At 58.5% G+C, this 23,489-nt stretch carries 21 protein-coding genes and 1 pseudogene; 21 read left to right on the top strand and 1 reads right to left on the bottom strand.

What is annotated here, in order from left to right; translation table 11 throughout:
* From AC1DSG_RS15800 to otnI, 13 genes are all read left to right on the top strand, one after another.
* Nucleotides 1–429: WD40/YVTN/BNR-like repeat-containing protein (locus AC1DSG_RS15800; protein WP_477791717.1), on the top strand; the 429-nt coding region annotated here is incomplete at its 5' end.
* Nucleotides 430–433: 4 nt separating this feature from the next.
* A complete protein-coding gene (locus AC1DSG_RS15795; RefSeq protein WP_477791716.1) occupies nt 434–2,908 on the top strand; it encodes an efflux RND transporter permease subunit in 2,475 nt (824 codons plus the stop codon).
* Nucleotides 2,898–4,148 carry an MFS transporter gene (locus AC1DSG_RS15790; protein WP_477791715.1) on the top strand — a complete coding sequence of 417 codons (1,251 nt, stop codon included), beginning with the start codon at nt 2,898–2,900 and terminating at the stop codon, nt 4,146–4,148. The genes AC1DSG_RS15795 and AC1DSG_RS15790 overlap by 11 nt, the downstream gene beginning before the upstream one ends.
* A 13-nt stretch (nt 4,149–4,161) precedes the next feature.
* Nucleotides 4,162–4,743: a cupin domain-containing protein gene (locus AC1DSG_RS15785; RefSeq protein ID WP_477791714.1), complete on the top strand. Its 582-nt coding sequence runs from the start codon at nt 4,162–4,164 to the stop codon at nt 4,741–4,743.
* On the top strand, nt 4,740–5,723 hold the full coding sequence (locus AC1DSG_RS15780) for a fumarylacetoacetate hydrolase family protein (RefSeq protein ID WP_477791713.1): 984 nt from the start codon (nt 4,740–4,742) through the stop codon (nt 5,721–5,723). Before AC1DSG_RS15785 ends, AC1DSG_RS15780 begins: the two co-directional genes overlap by 4 nt.
* 10 nt (nt 5,724–5,733) lie before the next feature.
* Nucleotides 5,734–6,738 carry an NAD-dependent epimerase/dehydratase family protein gene (locus AC1DSG_RS15775; RefSeq protein WP_477791712.1) on the top strand — a complete coding sequence of 335 codons (1,005 nt, stop codon included), beginning with the start codon at nt 5,734–5,736 and terminating at the stop codon, nt 6,736–6,738.
* Complete coding sequence (locus AC1DSG_RS15770; RefSeq protein ID WP_477791711.1) at nt 6,716–7,510, top strand: cyclase family protein; 795 nt, start codon at nt 6,716–6,718, stop codon at nt 7,508–7,510. The genes AC1DSG_RS15775 and AC1DSG_RS15770 overlap by 23 nt, the downstream gene beginning before the upstream one ends.
* A 63-nt stretch (nt 7,511–7,573) precedes the next feature.
* Nucleotides 7,574–9,229, top strand: a complete 1,656-nt coding sequence (locus AC1DSG_RS15765) for an arylsulfatase (protein ID WP_477791710.1) — start codon at nt 7,574–7,576, stop codon at nt 9,227–9,229.
* 275 nt (nt 9,230–9,504) lie between these two features.
* On the top strand, nt 9,505–10,557 hold the full coding sequence (gene ltnD, locus AC1DSG_RS15760) for an L-threonate dehydrogenase (protein ID WP_477791718.1): 1,053 nt from the start codon (nt 9,505–9,507) through the stop codon (nt 10,555–10,557).
* A gap of 10 nt (nt 10,558–10,567) precedes the next feature.
* Nucleotides 10,568–11,860, top strand: coding sequence for a 3-oxo-tetronate kinase (gene otnK, locus AC1DSG_RS15755; RefSeq protein ID WP_477791709.1), 1,293 nt, complete (start codon nt 10,568–10,570; stop codon nt 11,858–11,860).
* A complete protein-coding gene (gene otnC / locus AC1DSG_RS15750) occupies nt 11,857–12,495 on the top strand; it encodes a 3-oxo-tetronate 4-phosphate decarboxylase (protein WP_477791708.1) in 639 nt (212 codons plus the stop codon). Before otnK ends, otnC begins: the two co-directional genes overlap by 4 nt.
* A 188-nt stretch (nt 12,496–12,683) precedes the next feature.
* Complete coding sequence (locus tag AC1DSG_RS15745; protein WP_477791707.1) at nt 12,684–14,144, top strand: GntT/GntP/DsdX family permease; 1,461 nt, start codon at nt 12,684–12,686, stop codon at nt 14,142–14,144.
* A 21-nt stretch (nt 14,145–14,165) separates the two neighbouring features.
* On the top strand, nt 14,166–14,948 hold the full coding sequence (otnI, locus tag AC1DSG_RS15740) for a 2-oxo-tetronate isomerase (protein ID WP_477791706.1): 783 nt from the start codon (nt 14,166–14,168) through the stop codon (nt 14,946–14,948).
* A gap of 89 nt (nt 14,949–15,037) precedes the next feature.
* Here the strand turns inward: otnI and AC1DSG_RS15735 are convergent, their stop codons facing one another.
* Nucleotides 15,038–15,859 (bottom strand): DeoR/GlpR family DNA-binding transcription regulator, encoded by an 822-nt coding sequence (locus tag AC1DSG_RS15735; protein WP_477791705.1) that lies wholly within the window; start codon nt 15,857–15,859, stop codon nt 15,038–15,040.
* Between the two features lie 254 nt (nt 15,860–16,113).
* On the opposite strand from AC1DSG_RS15735, the gene AC1DSG_RS15730 reads away from it, so the two are divergent.
* The 8 genes and pseudogenes from AC1DSG_RS15730 to AC1DSG_RS15695 form a co-directional block, all read left to right on the top strand.
* The gene (locus AC1DSG_RS15730) at nt 16,114–16,935 is read left to right on the top strand and encodes an ABC transporter substrate-binding protein (RefSeq protein WP_477791704.1); all 822 of its coding nucleotides are present in this window, start codon (nt 16,114–16,116) and stop codon (nt 16,933–16,935) included.
* Nucleotides 16,936–16,968: 33 nt separating this feature from the next.
* Nucleotides 16,969–17,487: pseudogene (locus AC1DSG_RS15725) on the top strand (amino acid ABC transporter permease); the annotation flags it as partial.
* Between the two features lie 35 nt (nt 17,488–17,522).
* Complete coding sequence (locus tag AC1DSG_RS15720) at nt 17,523–18,893, top strand: LLM class flavin-dependent oxidoreductase (RefSeq protein ID WP_477791703.1); 1,371 nt, start codon at nt 17,523–17,525, stop codon at nt 18,891–18,893.
* 244 nt (nt 18,894–19,137) lie between these two features.
* The gene (locus tag AC1DSG_RS15715) at nt 19,138–21,930 is read left to right on the top strand and encodes a hybrid sensor histidine kinase/response regulator (RefSeq protein WP_477791702.1); all 2,793 of its coding nucleotides are present in this window, start codon (nt 19,138–19,140) and stop codon (nt 21,928–21,930) included.
* A 125-nt stretch (nt 21,931–22,055) separates the two neighbouring features.
* A complete protein-coding gene (locus AC1DSG_RS15710) occupies nt 22,056–22,520 on the top strand; it encodes an autotransporter outer membrane beta-barrel domain-containing protein (RefSeq protein WP_477791701.1) in 465 nt (154 codons plus the stop codon).
* Nucleotides 22,436–22,624 carry a hypothetical protein gene (locus AC1DSG_RS15705; protein WP_477791700.1) on the top strand — a complete coding sequence of 63 codons (189 nt, stop codon included), beginning with the start codon at nt 22,436–22,438 and terminating at the stop codon, nt 22,622–22,624. Before AC1DSG_RS15710 ends, AC1DSG_RS15705 begins: the two co-directional genes overlap by 85 nt.
* 74 nt (nt 22,625–22,698) lie before the next feature.
* Nucleotides 22,699–22,836 carry a hypothetical protein gene (locus tag AC1DSG_RS15700; RefSeq protein ID WP_477791699.1) on the top strand — a complete coding sequence of 46 codons (138 nt, stop codon included), beginning with the start codon at nt 22,699–22,701 and terminating at the stop codon, nt 22,834–22,836.
* A gap of 266 nt (nt 22,837–23,102) precedes the next feature.
* Nucleotides 23,103–23,489: CoA transferase (locus AC1DSG_RS15695; RefSeq protein WP_477791698.1), on the top strand; the 387-nt coding region annotated here is incomplete at its 3' end.

Here is a 23,489-nt window from a genome sequence, read left to right as displayed (position 1 = left end):
GTCGGAGAGCAGGGTTATCTCGCTCGCTCGGACGATGCCGGCAAGTCCTTCACTCAGCTGGAAAGCCCCTACACGGGCAGCTTTTTCACCCTGCAAATGCGCGATGACGGCACCTTGCTGGTGGCCGGTCTGAAAGGCAATGCGTTTTCCTCCCGCGACCTGGGCGAGAGCTTCCAGCCAGTGCCCGTGTCGATGCCGGTGTCGTTCAGCGATGCAATCCGCACGGATGACGGCCAGTTACTGCTGGTGAATCAAACCGGCGCCTTGTTTCGCACCAACAGCCAACCCGATGCGTTGCTCCAACCCTATGGCAAACCGCTCGGCAAGCCCGTGTCCAGTGTTATTCAGGCCGCCGATGGCAGCCTGACGCTGGCGGGTTTCACTGGGTTGACGCGCGTTTCGCCGTCAATCGCTACCGCTTCGGAGTGAGGTTATGAAGTCTTTCGACAACGCCACGCAAAGCCTGGCGAATTTCGATCCACGCTCCGGTTCGGTGGTGGAACGCACGCTGTTCAATCATCGTCTGTGGGTGCTGCTGGTGTGTGTGCTGACAACCCTGGTCCTGGGTTATCAAGCCACCCGCATCGAGCTCAATGCCAGTTTCGAAAAGATGATCCCCACACAACAGCCGTACATTGCCAACTACCTTGAGCACCAGAAACAGCTCACCGGTTTAGGCAATGCCCTGCGCATTGTGGTGGCCAACCGACAAGGCAGCATCTACGACGCCGAGTACCTGAAAACCCTGCAGGCCATGAGTGACCAACTCTACCTGCTGCCGGGGGTCGACCGGGCTTACATGAAGTCGCTATGGACACCCGCCACCCGCTGGGTCGCGGTGACCGAAGACGGCCTTGATGGCGGTCCGGTGATTCCCGATGACTACAGCGGCACCGCAGCCAACCTCGATGCGCTACGCCGCAATGTGCAACGTTCCAACGAACTCGGTCAGTTGGTGGCGTTCGACCAGACTTCCAGCATCATTTACGTGCCGTTGCTGGCAACCACCTCTGRCGGTAAGGCGCTTGATTACGCGGTCCTGTCCGAACAGCTGGAAACGCTGCGCAGTACCCATCAAAGTGCAAAAATCGACATTCACATTACCGGTTTCGCGAAAAAAGTCGGCGACCTGATTGCCGGCCTGAAACAGATTCTGCTGTTCTTTGCCGTCGCGATCCTGATCACCACTGCCGTCCTGTTCTGGTACACCCGTTGCCTTCGCAGTACGGTGCTGGTGGTGTTGTGCTCGCTGGTCGCGGTGGTCTGGCAACTCGGTCTGCTGCCCTTGCTGGACTATCAACTGGACCCGTATTCAGTGCTGGTGCCGTTTCTGGTGTTTGCCATTGGCATGAGCCACGGCGCGCAGAAGATGAACGGCATCATGCAAGACATCGGCCGTGGCATGCACCGGGTGGTGGCTGCGCGCTTTACCTTTCGCCGGTTGTTTCTTGCCGGGCTGACGGCGCTGCTGTGTGATGCCGTGGGTTTTGCGGTGCTGATGCTGATCAAGATCCAGGTCATCCAGGACCTCGCAGTGATCGCCAGCATTGGCGTCGCGGTGCTGATCTTCACCAACCTGATTCTGCTGCCAGTGTTGCTCTCGTATGTCGGCGTTTCTCCCCGTGCGGCACAACTGAGCCTCAAGAGCGAGCAGGCCGAACAATCCGGTCAGGTGCGCCATGGGTTCTGGCGCTTTCTTGACTTGTTCACCCATCGTCGCTGGGCCAGCCTGTGCATCGCCATCAGCCTCGCGTTGGCGGCAGTCGGCTTCCTCGTGAGCCTGCAACTGAAAATCGGCGACCTCGACGCCGGTGCGCCGGAGCTGCGTGCGGACTCGCGCTACAACCAGGACGATGCTTTTCTGACTCGTCACTACGGCGCCAGTAGTGACCTGTTTGCAGTCATGGTGAAAACGCCGGCCAGCAGTTGTGCGCGCTACGACATCCTCGCCAAGGTCGACGCCCTGGACTGGCAACTACGCGCTTTGCCGGGTGTGGATTCGACCAACTCGCTGGCGTTGCTGAACCGTCGCATGCTGGTCGGGCTCAGTGAAGGCAACCCGAAGTGGTACGAGCTACAGAACAACCAGGCGATGCTCAACATGATCACCGCCAGTGCGCCGCGTGGGTTGTACAACGAAGACTGCAGCCTGTTGACCCTGTACGCCTACCTCACCGACCACAAGGCCGAGACGCTGACCCGCCTGGTCGATCACGTGGAAAAATTTGCCGCCGAGAATAATACCGATGAGGTGCAGTTCCTGCTGGCGGCCGGTAACGCTGGTATCGAAGCGGCGACCAATATCGTGGTCAAACAAGCCAACCGCGAGATGCTCGTCTGGGTCTACGGCGCGGTAATTGTGCTGTGCCTGATCACCTTCCGTTCCTGGCGCGCAACGCTCTGCGCGGTCATTCCGCTGATGCTGACGTCCATTCTCTGCGAAGCGTTGATGGTCTGGCTGAACATGGGGGTCAAAGTCGCCACGCTGCCGGTCATCGCCTTGGGTGTCGGTATTGGTGTCGACTATGCGTTGTACGTGATGAGCATTCTGCTGGGGCATTTGCGCCAGGGGGCGAGCCTGTCTGAAGCGTATTACCGCGCGCTGGTGTCCACCGGCAAGGTGGTGATGCTGACCGGTATTACCCTGGCCATCGGCGTGGCGACCTGGACGTTCTCGCCTATCAAATTCCAGGCAGACATGGGGGTGCTGCTGGCCTTCATGTTCATCTGGAACATGGTCGGTGCCTTGGTGTTGTTGCCGGCATTGGCGTACTTCCTGTTACCCGTACGCAGCGCTGCGGCGGGAGCGGTTGTACCGGTGAGTGCAACCAACGTGGCGGGAGCTGACACGGCGGTTGTTGCGAACGTTCACCACCTGCGCATCAAGGATCACTGCCATGGTCGCTAATTCCTTCGTAGAAAACCCCACCCGACAAGCCGGGTTGCCGCAGTCGCTGTTGTTGCTGTTGGGAAGCTGTTTGCCGGTGCTGGGCGCCGTATTGCTGGCCCCGGTGTTGCCACGGATGCAGGCGCACTTTGCCGATGTGGCCGGCAGCGCCGTGCTGGTCCCCATCGTGTTGACCCTGCCGGCATTGGTGATTGCGATGCTCGCGCCGTTCGCCGGGCTGATCGCCGATCGGCTGGGGCGCAAGCCATTGTTGCTCGCCAGTATGTTGCTGTACGTCCTCTGTGGCGTGCTGCCGCTTTGGCTCGACTCGCTGCAGGCGATCGTGCTCAGTCGTGCGGGTATCGGATTGGCCGAGGCGGGCATCATGACCTGCTGCACCACGCTGATGGGCGACTATTACAGCGGCGCCAAACGTGAACGGTTGTTTGCCCTGCAGATGGTCGCCACCTCGTTGTCCGCTGCGGTTTTTATCGCGCTGGGTGGCTTCCTTGGGCAAAACGACTGGCGTACGCCGTTCGCGCTGTACGCGGTGGGTTTGATTTTCCTGCCGCTGATGGCCTGGCAGTTGTGGGAGCCGCAGGCTCGCCCACAGCCTGAGCAAGCAACACAGGCGGTGCCGACAGGCAAATTCCCATGGCGCGCGCTCACACCCATGTACGTGCTCGCGCTGTTGGCAGGTTTGAGCCTGTTTATCGTGCCGGTGCAGGTCGGTTATCTCCTCAACCTGCTGCAGGTGGATGCCCCGCAACAAATCGGTATGACTATGGGCGCCAATCAACTGGGCGTGCTCGTCGGTGCACTGAGTTTTCGATTGTTCAGCGGGATGCGCGGGCAGCACATGCTGCTGATCGCCTATGTACTGGCGGGCATCGGCGGATTGTTGATGTCTGACGCCTTAAGCCATGTGCAAGTCGTGGTCGCTGTGACGATCAACGGCCTTGGCATTGGCTTGATGCTGCCGACACTGATCACCTGGATCATGGCTCAAGTCAATTTCCATCAACGCGGGCGGGCGGCGGGGTGTTTTACCGCCGCCATCTTCGCCGGTGAATTTATCAGCCCTCTGGTGATTCTGGGCATGACCCAAGGAGCCGCCACGGCGCTGCCGCGTGCCTTGGCCATTGTGGGCGGGGTGCAACTGTTAGTGGCGGTGTTGTGTCTGGCCGTGCCCCGGCTCGGCGGACTGTTGGACGACGCGAACATTGTTGTCGGTGGCACCACCATCGGCGACGGAAACTGAACGAGGATTCTCCATGCAAGCGCTTCCTGAATTCAAACGAGTGGTCACCGGTCACGATCAGCAGGGCCAGGCCATCGTCGCCAGCAACGGGCCGACGCCCAATGTGTTCCCGTTGTCGTCCGTACCGGGCACGGTGTTTCATGAACTGTGGAACAGCAGCACCAGCCCGGCATCACTCGACAACAACAGTGACCCGAGCAGCAAACCTCTGCAACTCAGCCCCGGACCGCAGGGCAGCGTCATTCGTGTGGTGGACATTCCGCCGGACAGCATTCAGAACAAGGTCAGCGATGAAAACGCCGCATCGGTATTCGCTGAAATTGGCCAGGCCCACGCGGGTACCGGGCAGGGCAGTACCCGGCATAAGTTGATGCACCGCACTGAAACCCTCGACTACGGAATCGTCACTGAGGGTGAAGTGTGGCTGGTGCTGGATGAGGAAGAAGTGCACCTCAAACGCGGCGACGTGGTGGTGCAACGCGGCACCAACCACGCCTGGAGCAACCGCACCGACGCGATGGCGCGCATGGTCTTCATCCTTCTCGACGGGCGCTTCGCTGCCGAGTTGAACCGTGAACAAGGAGCATCCGTATGAAACTCGCCACCCTGAAAAATGGTAGTCGTGATGGCAGGCTCGTGGTGGTGTCGCGGGATCTGGCGTGGGCAGTGGATGCCGGTTCCGTCGCGCCCACCTTGCAACAGGCGATTGAGAACTGGAGTGGCGTGGAGCCGCGTTTGCAGGCACTCGCCAGCACACTGAATGCGGGCGAAGCGGCGGATGCCTTTGCCTTTGATCCCGCTCAGGCCATGGCGCCATTGCCGCGTGCCTATCAGTGGTGCGACGGCTCGGCATTCCTCAGCCATGGTGCGCTGATGCAGAAAGCGTTCAACCTTGATCCCATTGACGGCGTCGAACACACGCCGCTGATGTACCAGGGGGCCGGCGACGATTTCATTGGTGGGCGTGACGATATCGCGCTGCCAAGCGAGAGCCAGGGCATCGACTTTGAAGGCGAGTTTGTGGTGCTGGTGGATGACGTACCCATGGGGTGCGCCGCCGAACAGGCGCTGCAACACATCAAGTTGATTCTGCAAATCAACGACGTCAGTTTGCGCGCCCTGGCCCCGCGGGAAATGAACACAGGCTTTGGATTTTTGCAGGCCAAACCCTCATCCAGCTTCGCCCCCCTGGCAATCACGCCGGACGAACTGGGTGATGCCTGGCGTGACGGACGCGTGCATTTGCCCTTGCAGGTGCACTGGAATGGCCAATGGTTTGGTCATCCGCACGGCGGGCAGATGAACTTCAGTTTTGGCCAGTTGATCGCCCATGCTGCTCTGACTCGCAGGTTGGGCGCGGGCACGTTGATTGGCTCCGGCACGGTCTCCAATGCCGAACGCAATGTGGGTTCGGCCTGCATCGCCGAGCGTCGAGCGATTGAAATGATCGCGCAGGGTGCCGCGCAAACCGGCTTCATGCGCTTTGGTGACCGTGTGCACATAGATGTTCAGGGTAGCGACGGCCAGTCGTTGTTCGGTGCAATCGATCAACGTGTGGTTCAGGCTCAGGACTGAGGAGCGGCACATGCGAGTATTGATTACCGGTGCCAATGGTTTTGTGGGGCGTGAATTGGTGCGTTACCTGCTGGCGCGGGGTAGCTTGCGTAGTCGGGTCATCGACTCATTGCTGGTGCTGGATACCGACCTGCAAGGCTTGCCGGAGGACCCGCGTTTGCGCCGTCATCATGGCAGCATTACCGATGTCGCTTTGATGCGCCGGGTGTTGGCTGACGGCATCGATGTCGTGTTCCATCTGGTCAGTATTCCCGGTGGTGCAGCCGAAGAGCAGTACGAACTGGGTTATCAGGTCAACCTGTTGGCCAGCCTGGAATTGCTTAACCAACTGCGCAATAAAGCGTTGCCGCCGGTGCTGGTGTATGCCAGCAGTGTGGCGGTGTACGGCGGCCATTTGCCGGCGAAAATGAACGAGCAGGCTGAACTGCGGCCGCAATTGTCTTATGGCACGCACAAAGCCATGGTCGAGAGCGCCGTTGTCGACCTGGGCCGGCGTGGGGAAGTGGACGGGCGTGCGCTGCGCCTGCCGGGCATCGTTGCCCGTCCGCGCGAACCCAATGGCTTGCGCTCGGCATTCATGAGCGATTTGTTGCGGGCATTTGCCGATGGCGAGTCCTACCGTTGTCCGGTCTCTGCACAGGCAACGGCGTGGTGGATGTCGGCGCGCTGCTGTGTGAACAACCTGATTCACGCTGCCGAGTTCAATGGCAGCGAATGGGGGTCGCAACGTGTATGGCAGTTGCCGGTGCTGCATCTGTCGATTGCCCAGGTGGTTGACGCATTGGCGGCGACTTATGGCCAGGAACGTCGCAGCCTGATCAGCTATGACGCCGACATCCAGCTGGAAGCGCTGTTCGGGCGCATGCCGCCACTGAAAACCCCGCTGGCGCGTGCCGCCGGTTTCAGCCATGACGGCAACGCTGCCACGCTGATCCGCAACTCCCTGAACCCCGCCACCCCACGCCACTTCTCGCTCACTGGAGACACGATTCATGTCGCAGCCAATCAAGCCTAAACGTCGTCTTGTGGACCTCTCGGTCACCCTCGACAACAACCCCTACACGGACCCACCTCCGTTGTTGCCGAAGATTGATTACATGGATCACCAGCAAGGCTGGCCGGAGATGGCGGCAATGTTCCCGGGGTTGCAACTTGATCAGATGCCGGGGAATGAATCCTGGGCTGCCGAACGGCTGCACATCACCACCCACAGCGGAACGCACATGGATGCGCCCTGGCATTACGCCTCGACCACTGATGGCGGTCAGCCTGCATTTGGCATTGACGAGTTGCCGCTGGATTGGTGCCTGCAACCGGGGGTGAAGCTGGACTTTCGGCACATGGCGGACGGGCACGTGGTGACCGCCGATGAAATCGAAGCCGAGCTGACGCGAATTGGTCATGAGTTGCAGCCGCTGGACATCGTGCTGATCAACACCCGTGCCGGCGCGATATTTGGTCAACCGGGTTACCTCGATGCCGGTGTCGGAATTGGCCGTGAAGCCACTTTGTATCTGCTGGAGCGCGGTGTGCGTGTCGTCGGCACCGATGCCTGGAGTTGGGACGCACCGTTCAAGTACACCCGCGAGCGTTTTGCCGCTGACGGTGATGCCTCGATTATTTGGGAAGGCCACAAAGCCGGGCGCGACATCGGCTATGGACAAATGGAAAAGCTCGCCAACCTTGAAGCGCTGCCGGCCAGCGGATTCGTGGTGTCGTGTTTCCCCTACAAGATCAAGCACGCGTCGGCTGGGTTTGTTCGCGCAGTGGCGATATTCGAAGAATAAGCACCGCGCCGGGCGCGTATCAAAACCCATGGTCGTCGATCAAACACAATAAGAGAGAAAGACATGCCTCTTTTGCGCATGCCCCTGACGTTACTGTTTGGYGCACTGACACTCAGTAGCAGCCTGGCCATGGCGGCCAGTGCTGATGTAAAGCAACCCAATATTTTACTGATACTGGCCGACGACCTGGGTTATTCCGACCTGGGTAGTTTTGGCGGCGAAATCAATACACCTACGCTGGATGAGCTCGCCCATCAAGGCTTGCAGTTCACCAGCATGTACGCTGCACCCACCTGTTCGATCACGCGCTCCATGCTGATGTCCGGCACCGACAACCACCTCGCAGGACTTGGCACCATGGCGGAAGCCTTGCAGCCGTTTCAACGGGGTAAGCCGGGTTATGAGGGTTACCTGAATCAACGTGCCTACTCGATTGCCGAGTTGCTGAAGGAGGGCGGTTACAACACCCTCATGGTCGGTAAGTGGCACTTGGGGCTGGAGGCGGATCAGGGGCCGGATCAACGCGGGTTCGAGCAGTCTTTTACCCTGCTGGAGGGCGGCGCTGCGCACTTCAAACCCTCGAATATCGACCCGACAAAAATCGAGCAGGTGCACTATCGTGAAAACGGCAAAGCGGTGCAGGTGCCGGAGAATTTCTACTCCACGGACTTTTATACCGACAAGCTGATCAGCTACCTGCAAAACAGTCAAAAGGACGGCAAGCCGTTTTTTGCCTACGCCGCTTACACCTCTCCACACTGGCCCCTGCAGGCACCCAAGGAATACCTGGATAAGTACAAAGGGCGGTTTGATCAGGGGTATGACAGCGTTCGCTTGGCGCGTATTGAACGGATGAAAAGTCTTGGCCTTATGGCGAACGACGCCCAGCCTGCGAACCCGCTCCCGGTGAATCCAAAACTGCCGGGCTGGCAGCAGCTGAGCCCGGAACAACAACGTACGGAAGCGCGGAAGATGGAAATCTACGCGGCCATGGTCGATAACCTCGACCATAACATAGGCCGAGTGGTGGATTACCTGCGCCAGAGCGGCCAGTACGACAACACATTGATCGTGTTTATGTCGGACAACGGCGCGGCGGGAGAGAACCACGCCCAGTTCTATCCGCCCGGCGCGCGCACCGATAACAGTTACGCCAACCTCGGCCAGACTGGGTCCCAAATCGATTACGGCCTGCGCTGGGCAGAGGTCAGCGCCGCGCCGTTCCATTTGTTCAAAGGCACCACGGCCGAAGGTGGCATCAGCGTACCGGCGATCATCCAGCTGCCCAAAGCACTGCGTCGTCAGGGTGTGGAACGCGGTATAGCGCGGGTTGATGACCTGGCGCCAACCTTCCTCGACCTGGCGGGTATCGCGGCGCCGAGCGAGGCGCCAACTGACGTGAGCAAACACCCGATTACCGGTAAATCAATGCGATCAATGCTCGCCGGAGAAGGTAGCCCGCACGGTCATGACGGCTTGGCCGGCGAACTGTTTGGCAATGCTTATTACCGGGAGGGAAACCTGAAACTGTTGGGCATCCGCCCGCAAGCAGGGTTTGGCGGCGATGCGCAGCCACCGCAATGGCAATTGTTCGATGTGGCGCAGGACCGCGGCGAAACCACAGACCTGGCTGCCGCCCGACCAGAGACGGTGCAGCGCCTCAAGGCAGCATGGTTGAAATATGCCGGGGAGGTCGGTGTGGTGTTTACGACCCATTAATCTGAGTGCTCGTCGCCTGGCCTGAAGAAAAAGCAAAACCCCGGAGGTCCGTCCTGCCGGGGTTTTTTATGTTCTCCCTTCTCCCTGCCGGGAAGAGAGCATCGTCCAGGTAGCAAGGATCTTTTTTGGGTGAGCGTACGACCACGCATCCCTATCGATGTTAAAAAATGTTATTTCAAAAAAAACACTTCACACAATCTGTTCATTGGTGGATTATCTACTCGACCCGAATGACAACCTGAAAACAATACAAAACAGGATTGTGACGATGTTCGATAAGRTGCCCACCGATTTACTGCCCCGCATTCAAGGGGCAGACACGTCAGTCACAATCGATCCCGGCTTTAACCTCTCAAAAACGCGGACAGTCCCCTGCGCCTTTCTGGCGCGGATGCAGCCGCTGCTTTTCTCAGGAGCACCCCATGAACAATAAAAATGTCGGCGTTATCGGTCTTGGCGCGATGGGACTGGGCATTGCCCGCTCGTTATTGCGCAGCGGCTTCAATGTGCACGCCTGTGACGTGCGTGAGGCCGTCACGCAACAGTTCGCCAGTGAGGGAGGTGTTGCATGCACCTCACCGGCGCAGATGGCGGGTGAATGCGATGTGATCATTACGGTGGTGGTCAATGCCGAACAGACGGAAACGGTGTTGTTTGGTGAAGGCGGCGCGGTTGCGGCGTTACACCCTGAGAGCCTGGTGATTGGCTGTGCCACCGTGGCGCCGACCTATGCCGTGGATCTTGGGCAACGCCTGGCCGACAAAGGTTTGCTGTATCTGGATGCGCCAATCTCCGGTGGCGCCGCCAAAGCGGCGGCCGGCGAGATGACCATGATGACCTCCGGCCCGGCTCCAGCCTATGCCAAAGCAGACGCAATCCTGGCGGGCATGGCCGGCAAGGTCTATCGCCTGGGAGACGTTCATGGCTTGGGCTCCAAGGTCAAAATCATTAACCAGTTGCTCGCGGGTGTGCACATTGCCGCCTCTGCTGAAGCCATGGCATTGGGGTTGCGCGAAGGTGTCGATGCCGATGCGTTGTACGAAGTGATCACCCACAGTGCGGGTAATTCATGGATGTTTGAGAACCGTGTGCCGCACATTCTCAAGGCTGATTACACGCCATTGTCCGCCGTCGATATATTCGTCAAGGATCTGGGGCTGGTGCTGGATACCGCCCGGGCCAGCAAATTCCCGTTGCCCTTGTCAGCCACTGCGCACCAGATGTTCATGCAGGCGTCCAGTGCCGGTTTCGGACGCGAAGATGACTCGGCAGTGATCAAGATTTTCCCAGGCATAGAACTTCCGACTGCCAAGTCTGAATCTGTTTGAGGACCGCTCCATGACTCTTTCCACTGCGCGCCCTTTGTTGGGCTGCATCGCCGACGACTTCACCGGCGCCACGGATCTCGCCAATATGCTGGTGCGCGGTGGTATGCGTACAGTGCAGAGTATTGGTATTCCCGGCGCCGAAGTGGCAGCAGGGCTCGATGCAGATGCGATCGTTATCGCGCTGAAGTCTCGCACCACGCCCAGCACGGATGCCGTCGCAGAGTCTCTGGCTGCATTGAACTGGTTGCGGGCGCAAGGCTGCGAACAGATTTTCTTCAAGTATTGCTCAACCTTCGACTCGACGGCGGCCGGCAACATCGGCCCGGTCAGCGAGGCGTTGCTCAAAGCATTGGACAGTGATTTCACCCTGGCCTGTCCGGCATTCCCGGAAAACGGTCGAACCATTTTTCGCGGGCACTTGTTTGTGCAGGATCAATTGCTCAACGAGTCAGGTATGCAGCATCACCCCCTGACGCCCATGACCGATGCCAATCTGGTACGGGTCCTGCAGTCCCAAACCACTCTGAAAGTCGGATTGCTGCGCTATGACAGCGTCGCGCAAGGCGCTGAGCAAGTGCGGGAAAAGATCGCTGAACTGCGGGCACAAGGTATCTGCATGGCCATCGCCGATGCGCTGTGTGATCAGGATCTCTACACGCTCGGTGCTGCCTGTGCCGATCTGCCCCTGCTAACCGGTGGTTCAGGTTTGGCCTTGGGGCTGCCGGAAAATTTCCGCCGTGCCGGCAAACTACGGGATTTTGATGCTTCTTCATTGCCTGCAGTGTCAGGTGGCGAAGTGGTACTGGCCGGCAGTGCCTCTGTCGCGACCAATGGGCAGGTTGCAGCGTGGCTTGAGTCCGGTCGGCCTGCCTTGCGGATTGACCCATTGGCGTTGGCTGCCGGCGAACCGGTCGTTGCGCAAGCCTTGGCTTTCGCCAAGGACAATGAACAGACCGTGCTGATCTACGCCACCAGTTCGCCGGATGAGGTCAAGGCTGTGCAACAGAAACTGGGTGTCGAACAAGCCGGCAGTCTGGTGGAACGCGCCTTTGGCGAAATTGCACATGGGCTGCGCCAAAGTGGTGTGCGTCGTTTCGTGATCGCTGGTGGGGAAACATCAGGCGCCGTGGTTCAGGCGTTGGGGGTGCAACTGCTGCAGATCGGCGCACAGATCGATCCGGGTGTACCAGCGACCGTCAGCAATACGGATGAGCCTTTGGCGCTGGCACTCAAATCGGGCAACTTCGGTTGCCGGGACTTCTTCGACAAGGCACTCAAGCAACTGGCCGGAGGTGCGCAATGAGCAATGAAAATGCCCTGCGCGAAGAGATTTGCGACGTGGGTCGCAGCCTCTATCAGCGCGGCTATACCGTGGGCAGCGCTGGCAACATCAGCGCCCGTCTCGACGATGGCTGGCTGATCACGCCCACCGATGTCTGCCTCGGCCGCCTCGACCCGACCGCTATCGCCAAGGTCAACCTGGCGGGGGAGTGGGTCTCTGGCGACAAGCCGTCCAAGACGTTGGCCCTGCATCGTCAGGTCTACGACCGTAATCCGGCGGTCGGTGGCGTGGTGCATACCCATTCCACTCATTTGGTGGCGTTGACCCTGGCCGGTGTCTGGCAGCCGAATGACATTCTGCCACCGCTGACGCCTTACCAAGTGATGAAGGTCGGGCACATTCCATTGATTGGCTATCAGCGGCCTGGCTCCCCCAAGGTGGCCGAGCAAGTCGCGCAACTCGCCAACAGTGTGCGTGGGGTGATGCTCGAACGTCTCGGGCCGGTGGTCTGGGAAAGCTCGGTGTCCAAGGCCAGCTACGCCCTGGAAGAACTCGAAGAAACGGCGCGACTGTGGCTGATGAGCAACCCGCGCCCCGAGCCGCTGGATCAGTCCGCTCTGGACGAGTTACGAGATGCTTTCGGCGTCCATTGGTAGGCCGCCGGAATCAACCGATACACCGCTAACGCAGGCTATGCCCGGGAGATGCAGTACGACTCCTGTGGAAACCGGCTTGCCTGAAAAACAATAACAATAGGACCTACCTGCATGACACACCCTGACTGCACTTCTTATATGTTCAGTGGCAACCGGCTACCCGTCGTACGGCGTGGAGGGCTTTTGGCATGAGCCCGCTCCTTCTGATGGTCACCGCCGGGGTAGGGATTGCGCTCCTGCTGTTCCTGGTGCTCAAGTACAAGTTTCAGCCGTTCGTGGCCTTGATGCTGGTGAGTATTCTGGTGGCGTTGGTCGCCGGGGTGAAGCCGGCTGATCTGGTTGCGACCATTGAAGGCGGAATGGGCAAGACCCTCGGTCACATCGCGATCATCATCGCTCTAGGCGCGATGATCGGACGGATCATCGAGCTGTCCGGCGGTGCCGAGTCCTTGGCAAAGACYTTGATCGAGCGCTTTGGCAATCGCCGTACGCCACTGGCGCTGACGGTTGCCGGTTTTATCATCGGTGTGCCGGTGTTCTTCGAGGTTGGCGTGATCATCCTCATGCCGCTGGCCTATGGTGTCGCTCGTAGAGCGCATAAGCCGCTGCTGATGTTTGCCTTGCCGATGTGTGCGGCGCTGCTCACCGTGCATGCCTTCTTGCCACCCCATCCGGGTGCCGTGGCTGCTGCGAGTCAATTGGGTGCCGACCTCGGTCGAGTGCTGATGTTCGGCCTGCCGATCACGGCATTCCTGTGCTACGTCGGCTACCGAGTGGCGGGGCGCATGACGCGTCGTTTTTATCCAATGACCGATGATATCCGTGCTGAAGTCTATGGCCCTCATGTGACCAATGAAGACCTGTTGGCGTGGACCAACGGTAATGCAACCAACACAGAACGAGCCGCTGCTGCAGTGGCTCATATGGGGCTTGAGGAATCCACCAGCAGTATTGTGGCCAAACTTCCGCCCGCACCGGCACCCGGTTTCGCTCTGCTCTCAAGTCTGATCCTGTTGCCGATCGTCCTGATTCTCCTGGGTACGCTATCCACCTCGCTGTTGCCGCCCGAATCGACACTTCGCGCGGTGATGACCGTGCTCGGTGCACCATTGGTGGCGCTGTTGCTGGACACTTTGCTGTGTGCCTGGTTACTCGGTACCCGTCGTGGCTGGAGCCGTACTCAAGTGTCCGATGTCATCGGTTCGGCGTTGCCCGGCGTAGCCATGGTGATCCTGATTGCCGGTGCCGGTGGTGTGTTCRGCAAGGTGCTGGTGGACACCGGCATAGGTGCGGTGGTTTCTGATCTGTTACGTACTACCGGGTTGCCGGTGCTGGCTCTGGGTTTTCTACTGACCATGTTGCTGCGCGCAGTGCAGGGTTCTACCACCGTCGCCCTGGTCACCACAGCGGGTATCATCAGCCCACTGATCGCCACGCTTAACCTGACCCCTAATCACATGGCACTGCTCTGTCTTGCCATGGGCGGTGGCGGGTTGGCCATGTCGCACATCAACGATGCCGGTTACTGGATTTTCACCAAGCTGGCCGGACTGAACGTCGCTGATGGTTTGCGCACCTGGACGGTGATCACTACCTTGCTTGGAACGCTCGGCTTTTGCATCACGCTGTTGATCTGGCCTTTCGTCTGACCCATTTTTCAAGGAGCTAACATGCCTCGTTTTGCTGCCAACCTCAGTATGCTTTACCCGGAACATCAGTTTCTGGATCGCTTCGCGGCGGCGGCGGCCGACGGTTTCGAAGCGGTGGAATATCTGTTTCCTTACGACTACAGCGCGCAGGAGCTCAAGCAGCGACTGAGCGACAACGGTCTGGTTCAGGCGCTGTTCAACGCACCGCCCGRTGACTGGGCGGCGGGGGAGCGCGGCGTTGCGACGCTACCCGGCCGCGAGGTTGAGTTTCGCGAGGGCTTCGACCGCGCGCTGGAATACGCCGAGGTACTCGGCAACACGCGTATCCATGTGATGGCCGGCTTGCTGCCCTCGGAAAACGACCGCCCGCGTCACCACGCCGTCTACCTGGAAAATCTCGCCTACGCGGCGGCCAAGGCGAGTCAGGCCGGCATCACAGTGTTACTGGAACCGATCAATACACGAGACATGCCGGGTTTTTTCCTCAACCGTCAGGATCAGGCACAGGCTATCTGCAAGGAAGTCGACGCCAGCAATCTGAAAGTGCAGTTCGACTGCTATCACTGTCAGATCGTGGAAGGGGATTTGGCCACCAAGCTTCGTCGTGACTTTGACGGTATCGGCCACATTCAGATCGCCGGTGTGCCTGATCGTCATGAGCCAAACCTGGGGGAACTCAACTACCCGTACCTGTTTGACTTGATGGATCGGTTGGGATACGACGGCTGGGTCGGCTGCGAGTACCGCCCGAAGGGTGATACCTCGGCGGGGCTGCAGTGGTTGCGGGACTGGAAGGCGCTCTGACCCTCGATGTTCAATTACCGCTGCGTTGCCTGGAGGCAATGTCAGCGGGGCAGGCTCCGGTTGGTACCGGAGCCTTTTTTATGTCGATTTCAGCTCTGTTTCTGATCGGCGGGCAACACTAATTCGACACCCTGTTTGCGAATCCCGTCTGCAGCAGCCGGAGCCAGGGCATCGTCGCTGATGATGATGTCGAACTGCTCAAGCCCCGCGATCTTGTACATGCTGAATGTGCCGTACTTTGAGCTACTGGCAATCAGTACCACCTGCGACGCCGACTGCATCGCCACTTGCTTGACTTCGACCTTCAGCGCAGAAGGCGTGGTGATGCCGCGACGTAGATCCCAGGAACTGGTGGAGATGAATGCGATGTCCGTTACGACCTGACGCAAGGTAGCAACGGCGAGCCCGCCGACACAGGAATGATTGGAGTGATCAAGCTGTCCACCCGTGTGGATCACCGTCACCTGTGGCGCGTCCAGCAAGGACTGCACCACGCCAAAATCGTTGGTCACCACGGTCATGCCAGACAGTGCTTTTATATACGGAACGATCTCCAGCGTGCTAGTTCCGGCATCCAGATAAATCGTCATATCCGCACGCAGTAGTCGGGCAGCGAGCTTCGCCATGGCTTGCTTTTGCGGCAACTCGACCACCGCCTTGAGTTGATGGCTGGGTTCGCTGTGCAACTGGCTGGCAATACGTACCCCTCCGGTAACCGAATAGGCGCGTCCTTCCTGTTCAAGCAGGGCGATATCGCGCCGTACAGTCATGTGCGAACAGTCGAACATCTCCATCAACTGGTGAACGCTCAGCACCTGGTGCTTGCGTAGTTGCCGCAAAATCAGCTCACGGCGCTGGTCAGGAATCACCGGTGTGGCGCTGACGGCTGCGATGTCCTTTCGACTGGGCATTGGGTGCTCCAAAGGGCTAAAGCTTCAGGTTTCGTATAACCCACATGGTAGCGGAATCCACTGCTTAGTCAGTAGTGTCGATGTGCAGCGACTTTAGCGTGCAGTTGCGCCCCTTGGGGTGACCGGCGTTCGAAAAAGTCCTTGGATCCGTTATAGCTCGAACTGAGTCTTTTATTCCATAAAGCAAGTACAAACTAATTATATATTGCGTTTTAATCTAATCAGGTTTTGTGAATTGATTGGAGTACTTGCCTTTGAAAACCACCGCACTTTTACCCTTTGGCCTGGCGTTACTGGCTACCTGCTCGACAGCTTTCGCAGGTACCACTCTGGATCGCGTGACGAAAAACGGCGAGTTGACCGGCGTCTTGATGGAAAGCTACCCACCGTTCTCCTTTCTCAACGAGCAGAACCAGCTGGATGGGTTTGATGTGGATGTGGCCAAGGCGGTTGCGCAACGGCTTGGGGTGAAACTCAAGTTGGAAACACCGTCCTGGGATGTGATCGCTGCCGGGCACTGGAGCGGACGCTATGACATCTGCGTTTGCTCAATGACCCCAAGTAAGGCCCGCGCCGAAGTGTTCGATTTCCCGGTCGAGTATTACCAGTCACCTGCGGTGATCGTGGTGAATGCGAAGGATAAAGACATCACGGCGGGCAAAGACTTGTCGGGTAAAAAAGTCGGTGTGATCAGCGCGTCGACTTATGAAGCCTACTTGAACAAGGATTTGGTGATAGAGGGCGCCGAAGACAAGCCTTTGAGTTTCCCGTTCGATAATGTCCAGGTGGCTCCATACGACAATGAAACGGTGGCATTCCAGGACTTGGCACTGGGTACGGGTGTGCGCCTTGACGCCATGGTCACCAACCTCATCACTGCCCGCGAACGTATTACCCAGGATCCCCGCTTCAAAATTGCCGGCGATTCGCTGTATGCCGAACCGAACGTCGTGGCGGTTGAGAAGGGCGATCCGCAATGGAATGCCAAAGTCACCGAGGTCATTACCCAACTCAAGTCTGACGGGACGTTAAGCAAAATTTCGCAGAAGTGGATCGGTGCCGATATCAGCCAATGACAGCCCTGAACCCACACCCAGCCAAGGCGACCGGCTTTCGGTATTGCCAGTTTCTATGCGTCTTTTTTTCGCGGCACTCCGCTACTGATTCAAATCTTGTTGATCTACCTGGGTTTACCGCAGTTGGGTGTCGTTCCTGGCGCCATCAGCGCCGGGATCATTGCGCTCTCGCTCAATTACGGTGCCTACCTCAGCGAGATTTTTCGTGCCGGCATCATGGCGGTAGCGCCTGGCCAGCGCCAAGCGGCGATGGCGCTGGGTCTAAGGCCGACGGCGACGTTTCTGCACGTAGTCCTGCCGCAAGCCATGCGCACCATCATTCCCCCGACAACCAGTCAGTTCATCTCAATGCTGAAGGACTCATCGCTGATTTCGGTCATGGGGGTGTGGGAGGTCATGTTCCTGGCTCAGTCCTATGGGCGATCTTCTTATCGCTATATCGAAATGCTCACCACCGCCGCCGTCATCTATTGGCTCCTTTCCATTGGATTGGAGTTGATACAGCACCGTCTTGAACGCCACTACGGCAAAGGTTTCAAGAACCAGCGGTGACCCGTCCCGTTTAATGACTTTTTACAGGTACTACGATGTCCGATCCAAAACCTCTGTTGTTTGCGCTCTATGAGCAGGCCAGTGTCGGCTGTGGCGGTGCGCCAAGCCTCTGGACGCACCCGGCTGATGAGCGACTGGCAATCAATTCTCTGGGCTACTGGTCGAATCTGGCGCGCATTGCCGATCAGGCTCACCTCGACATGCTGTTTTTTGGCGATGTTCTGGGCTTTTACGATGTATTCGGCGGCAATGCCGATGCGGCCATGAAGTGGGCTGTGGAAGCGCCGGCGAATGATCCGTTGATGATCATTCCGGCATTGGCCGCCGTGACGGAAAACCTGGCCTTTGGCGTCACCGTCACCACCAGCTACGAACATCCTTTTACCCATGCCCGGCGATTCAGCACCTTGGATCACCTCACCAATGGCCGAGTCGGCTGGAATATCGTCACTTCCTACCTGTCCAGCGCCGCTCGCAACTTCGGCCTGGAGCAGATGATCAAGCACGATGACCGCTATGAACGCGCCGAGGAGTTTCTCGATGTGGTGTACAAGCTCTGGGAAGGCAGTTGGGCCGACGATGCCGTGGTCGCGGACAAGGCAGGTCAGCGCTACGCACGGGGCGATAGGGTGCGGCCAATCAACCACGCGGGTGAACATTACCGGGTGGCCGGGCCGCACTTGACCTCCCCATCGCCGCAACGCACACCGCTATTGATCCAGGCCGGCTGGTCGGGGCGCGGTCGTGAATTTGCGGCCAAGCACGCCGAGCTGATCTTTATTGCCAAGTCCAACCCACACGAAATCCGCCAGGGCCTGGAAGAAATCTGGGCCAAGGCCCTGGCCCGAGGCCGTCATCGTGAGGATGTGAAGTCCCTGACCGTGCTGCGTATCGTCACCGCCAAAACCGAGATTGAAGCGCAGCGTAAATATGACGAACTGCAAAGCAACTACCACTTGCAGGCGCAACTGGTCAGTTATGCCGGCGACACCGGTATTGATATCAGCCGCTACGCCGACAGCGACGCACTGTCGACCCACACCGAAGGCATGACCTCCTACGTGATGCATCCCGATGGCAGTGGCAAACCGTTGACGGCTGGCGACGTGAAACAGCGCTTTGCCAACGTCACCCGAGGCAGCGACCTGATCCTGGTGGGCACCCCGCAACAGGTGGCCGAGCGAATCGAGGRACACGCACGCATCTCCGGTACCAGTGGCTACATGCTCAATCCACTGATCAGCCCCGGCAGTCTTGAAGATTTCGTTGAATTGATCATTCCCGAGCTACAAAAACGTGGCCTTTATCGGACTCAGCCACAGAGCGGGACCTTCCGTTCGCGGTTACGGGCCGACGGCGCCAATCATTTGCCGGATACGGCCTACGGAGCATCGTTTCGTTTTTGATAAAAGGACTGTAGGGCGGAGGCGACTGTAGGGGCGGCAAGTCGTCTCATGGCTCTACAAGGACGCGGTTCAGAAGTTTTCAGTGTTTTTCAGCGTCCAGCGGGGGCGACTGGGCGTATTTCAGAGCGGACCTGTCGTTGGCGTGTATTACTGAGGTCTGTCGGCAGAGGCGATGGGCACAGGTCTGTTCCCTGCCTTGCAGATAAGGGAACGCCCGTGTGGCAGCGTCAGGAATACACTAAAAATGAAAGCTGCCAACAGCCCGAAAATTATCCAATATGTGTTGATTGCGATCGCTGCAACGTTCGCAGGTCTGCTGTATTCCTTCATTGGCATCAAACAAGCGGCGCACGATGCGCATGAAATCAGCGAGAAGCGCTACCAGTCTTATCTACTTGCTGATGAACTGCGTCACAGTTCCGATAGTTTGACGCGCCTGGCACGTACTTACGTGGTGACGGCGAACCCGGAGTATGAGCGCGAGTACCTGAAGATCATTGATATTCGCAACGGCAAAGCGCCGCGCCCGCAAGACTATCACCGTATTTACTGGACTTTTGTTGCAGGAGGCAATGCGAAACCTCGTCCCGATGGGGAGCCGGTAGCGTTGCAAACGCTGATGGAGCAGGCGGGGTTTTCGGATGAGGAGTTTGGCAAGCTAAAAGAGGCGAAGGCCAAGTCTGACGATCTGGCCCAACTCGAAATTGAGGCGATAAACGCGGTCAAGGGCCGGTTTGCTGATGCCCAAGGCAATTACACGGTGAATGCCGAACCCGATCTGGCCTTGGCCCGTACACTTCTGCACAGCCCGCAATACCATGTCTTCAAGGCACGGGTCATGGAGCCGATAGACGATTTCTTTGCGTTAGTGGATGCGCGCACCGCGCAGGAAGTGACACTGGCGAACAACAAGCTGAATGTCGCGCAGAACTTGTTCGTGGCGATTTTGCTGATGCTGATCGCTGAGTTCGGCCTGCTGATTTACTGTGGGCGCAGGCAGATCCTCGAGCTGTTGGGAGGCGCTCCCGCCGAGCTCAATCGGGTATTGAACGAACTTGCTGGCGGCAACCTGGGGGTATCGATTCCTGATGTGCCTCACGGTAGCGCCCTGGGCCGTGTGCGGGTGATGGCAGATAAGTTAAGGACTCTGATCGATACGACGACCAAGGCCAGTGAACAGTTGCGTAGTCTTTACATTGAAATCCAGGAAAAGAATCGCCAACTTCAGATCGCCGACCAACACAAAAGCGACTTCGTGGCCAACATGAGCCATGAGATTCGCACGCCGATGAACGCGATTATCGGCATGAGCTACCTTGCTCTCAAAACCGAATTGAACCCGCGCCAGCGCGACTACATCGACAAGATCCAGCAGTCCGGCAAACATTTGGCGGGGATCATMAATGACGTGCTCGACTTTTCCAAGATCGAAGCCGGCATGCTGAATGTCGAACAGACCGAGTTTACCCTTGAGGAGCTGCTCGACAACGTGGTGAACCTGGTCGGTACGCGGGCCGTGCAGCAAAACCTTGAATTGATCCTCGATGTGGCCAGCGATGTCCCGACCATGCTGATGGGCGACCCGCTGCGCCTGGGGCAAGTCCTGGTCAATTTTGCCGGTAACGCGGTCAAGTTCACCGAACAGGGTTCGATCTCCATCGTGGTTCGTCTGCAAGAGCGCAGCGAGTCCGAGGCGCTGCTGTATTTTGCGGTCAAGGACACCGGCATCGGTCTGTCCGAAGAACAAATGGGGCGTCTGTTCCAAAGTTTCCAGCAAGCGGACTCCTCGACGACCCGCCAATACGGCGGCACCGGCCTGGGTCTGGCGATTGCCAAGAAACTGGCCGAATTGATGGGCGGCACTGTTGGCGTGGAAAGCGTCTTGGGCCAGGGCTCGACGTTCTGGTTCACCGCTCGGGTTGGCATCGGGTCCGTTACGCACAAAAAGCCGCAATCCCCCAACCCGTACAGCAGCCGCAGGCTGGAGGCGATTGCCGGTGCTCGGGTGCTTTTGGTCGAAGACAACGCACTGAACCAGCAGTTGGCGAGTGAACTGCTGCGTGATGCCGGATTGCTGGTCGATATTGCTGATAATGGGGAGATTGCCATCCGCCAGGTGCAAGCGGGCGACTACGACTTGGTGCTGATGGACATGCACATGCCCGTACTCGATGGCGTCAGCGCGACCCGTGCCATTCGTGGCTTGCCAGGCAAGCGTGATCTGCCCATCGTCGCCATGACCGCCAACGCCATGCTGGCCGATCGCGAACGCTGCACGGATGCAGGCATGGTGGATGTTGTCGTCAAACCGATCGACCCTGACGCACTGTTCCTTACGCTGCTGCGCTGGATCGAGCCTACCGGCGCAACGCCTTCTGCCGCTATTCAAGTGGATAGGGCTGTAGGCACCCAAATTGCCRATATCTCAACCGATGGGGACTTGAACCTCGTTGGCGTGGACGTGGTTGCCGGGCTGCGCCGAGTGCTGGGCAAGCGCAACCTGTATCTGGATTTGTTGCGCAGCTACCTGGCTGGCCAGAGCCCCTTGCTGTCGCAACTGCGCTCAGCGCTGGCGTTGGGAAAGCAGGAGAAGGCCGAGCTGTTGGCCCATAGCTGCAAGGGTATGTCAGCGACCATAGGTGCCGCTACCGTCGCGCAGGCGGCAGATGCATTCGAGCAGGCATTGCGTGCCAAGCGGCCTCACGAGGAGTTACAGGTCTGTCTGGGAAACTTGACTGAGCCATTGGAGGCTCTGCTGGTGCAATTACGCGAGAAGTTGCCCTGTGCGGTCGAGGCAGCCCCCATAGCGTTCGACGCAGTCGAATTGCAGCAGATTTGCCGCCACCTGGATGACCTGTTGAGTGACTTTGACGCGCAGGCCGTGCCTTATTTCGCGACGCATGCGGGCGTCCTGCGCGGTGCGTTTGCAAACAGTTTCCAGCAACTGGAAGGTGCGGTGAAACGTTACGATTTCGAGCGGGCGCAGGTCTATCTGAGCGAGGCCATGCAAGCTTGTGGAACAGGTGCAATACGCTGATAGAACCATCAGGCAACACGCACTCATAACCTCAAAAGCGCGTTGTTCAGGAGWTTTCAGCGTTTTTCAGCGCCCGGCTGATACGGTTCAGCCCATTTCAGGGCAACGGCATCGCTGTCGTCGAGTTGCTCAACAAAACCGATGGGGCAAGTGACCCCAACGCGTTTCGCCTGGCCAGCCGGGCCGTCGCGGGGCCCTATGAGTATCGCCTGCAACAGGGTGCCGAGGATGGCAGCGCCAGGGACACCTGGTTCCTGCGTTCGGATGCTCCCACGCCTCCTGCCCCCCCTGTTTCTCCAGACCCGAACCCCGATCCGACGCCTGACCCTACTCCGGATCCAACGCCTGATCCGACCCCGGATCCCGATCCAGTCYCCGCGCACCTCCCGAATTTTCGTCCGGAGGTTTCGTTGTACGGCGCGATTCCGGCGCTGGCGCTGGTCTACGGCAGGACGATGGTCGATACCCGTACGAGTTCGACAAAGACTGATACGTCGAACCACAGTTGCAGGCCATCTACAGCTACGTCGATCTGGACAGCAGTGATGATGTCGGCGCCAACATTCGTTTCAAGGACGTGGATTCACTGATCGGCCGGCTCGGTGTGCGCATCGCCAAGGACTGGGAACACCGAGGGCGTGGACAAGAGCGAGCGGCGCACCAACGCGTGGATTCGTCCTGGTGTGTGGCATGAATTCAAGGGGCACCGAAGACCGAGTTTTCCTCAGAGTCGGGTTATGTCCCGTTCGAGGCAGACATTCAAGGCACATGGGGCGAGTAAATCTGGGTCTGGACTATCAAGCCAATCGGCGCACCACATTCACCGCTTCGGCGGGTTATCGCCAGGGTTTCGACGGCGACAGTCATGGGTATGACGCGATGTTAAGGTTCAAGATCAACTTCTAGAGGCAACGCTGAACTCCAGCCACGTCCGCATTTGGGTGTAAGCCAACAGACAGTGTTGCTCGCCCTTGTCGGAACATGCGAGGGCAGTTTGTTCTCTTCAAACTCCCGCCGAATGGTTCGAAGGAACGATGGTGCACTTCCTGCGTGAGTGCCGTAGGGGGATGGAGGAGGGCAGGACGTTTGTTTTTGGTTCATTCGAACGATTGCGATAACACTCTCAGTCCTTAGGCTTGAGACAGGCAATCAATCATGAAGGGACAGCGCAAATGTCGGGACCGTTGGCAGGTTTGAAAGTCATTGAAATGGCAGGGCTGGGACCGGCGCCGTTTTGCTCGATGTTGCTGGCAGACATGGGGGCGGAAGTGATCCGCATCGATAAACCGGTGAATCCCGGGTCAATCGATAACAGTCGGTTCGACGTGCTGAATCGCGGACGTTGTTCATTGGCGATCGATATGCGCTCGCCAGACGCAACTGAAACGGTGCTTGCCTTGATTGCGAAAGCGGACATTCTGATCGAGGGTTATCGCCCAGGGGTCATGGAGCGGTTGGGGTTGGGGCCTGATGTCTGCCTGGCGCGCAATCCTCGCCTGATCTATGGTCGCATGACCGGTTGGGGGCAATTTGGCCCCTTGTCGCAGGCAGCGGGGCAC

Source organism: Pseudomonas sp. P5_A12, from assembly GCF_056400685.1.
The sequence above is the reverse complement of the archived record's forward strand: the minus strand, read 5'-3'. Positions and strand labels throughout refer to the sequence as shown.

What these genes read in the sequence shown, in the direction of transcription:
- AC1DSG_RS15790 (WP_477791715.1), top strand. Translation starts at nt 2,898, where the DNA reads ATGGTCGCTAATTCCTTCGTAGAAAACCCCACCCGACAAGCCGGGTTG.
- AC1DSG_RS15785 (WP_477791714.1), top strand. Translation starts at nt 4,162, where the DNA reads ATGCAAGCGCTTCCTGAATTCAAACGAGTGGTCACCGGTCACGATCAG.
- AC1DSG_RS15780 (WP_477791713.1), top strand. Translation starts at nt 4,740, where the DNA reads ATGAAACTCGCCACCCTGAAAAATGGTAGTCGTGATGGCAGGCTCGTG.
- AC1DSG_RS15775 (WP_477791712.1), top strand. Translation starts at nt 5,734, where the DNA reads ATGCGAGTATTGATTACCGGTGCCAATGGTTTTGTGGGGCGTGAATTG.
- AC1DSG_RS15770 (WP_477791711.1), top strand. Translation starts at nt 6,716, where the DNA reads ATGTCGCAGCCAATCAAGCCTAAACGTCGTCTTGTGGACCTCTCGGTC.
- otnK (WP_477791709.1), top strand. Translation starts at nt 10,568, where the DNA reads ATGACTCTTTCCACTGCGCGCCCTTTGTTGGGCTGCATCGCCGACGAC.
- otnC (WP_477791708.1), top strand. Translation starts at nt 11,857, where the DNA reads ATGAGCAATGAAAATGCCCTGCGCGAAGAGATTTGCGACGTGGGTCGC.
- AC1DSG_RS15735 (WP_477791705.1), bottom strand. Translation starts at nt 15,859, where the DNA reads ATGCCCAGTCGAAAGGACATCGCAGCCGTCAGCGCCACACCGGTGATT.
- AC1DSG_RS15700 (WP_477791699.1), top strand. Translation starts at nt 22,699, where the DNA reads ATGGGGCGAGTAAATCTGGGTCTGGACTATCAAGCCAATCGGCGCACC.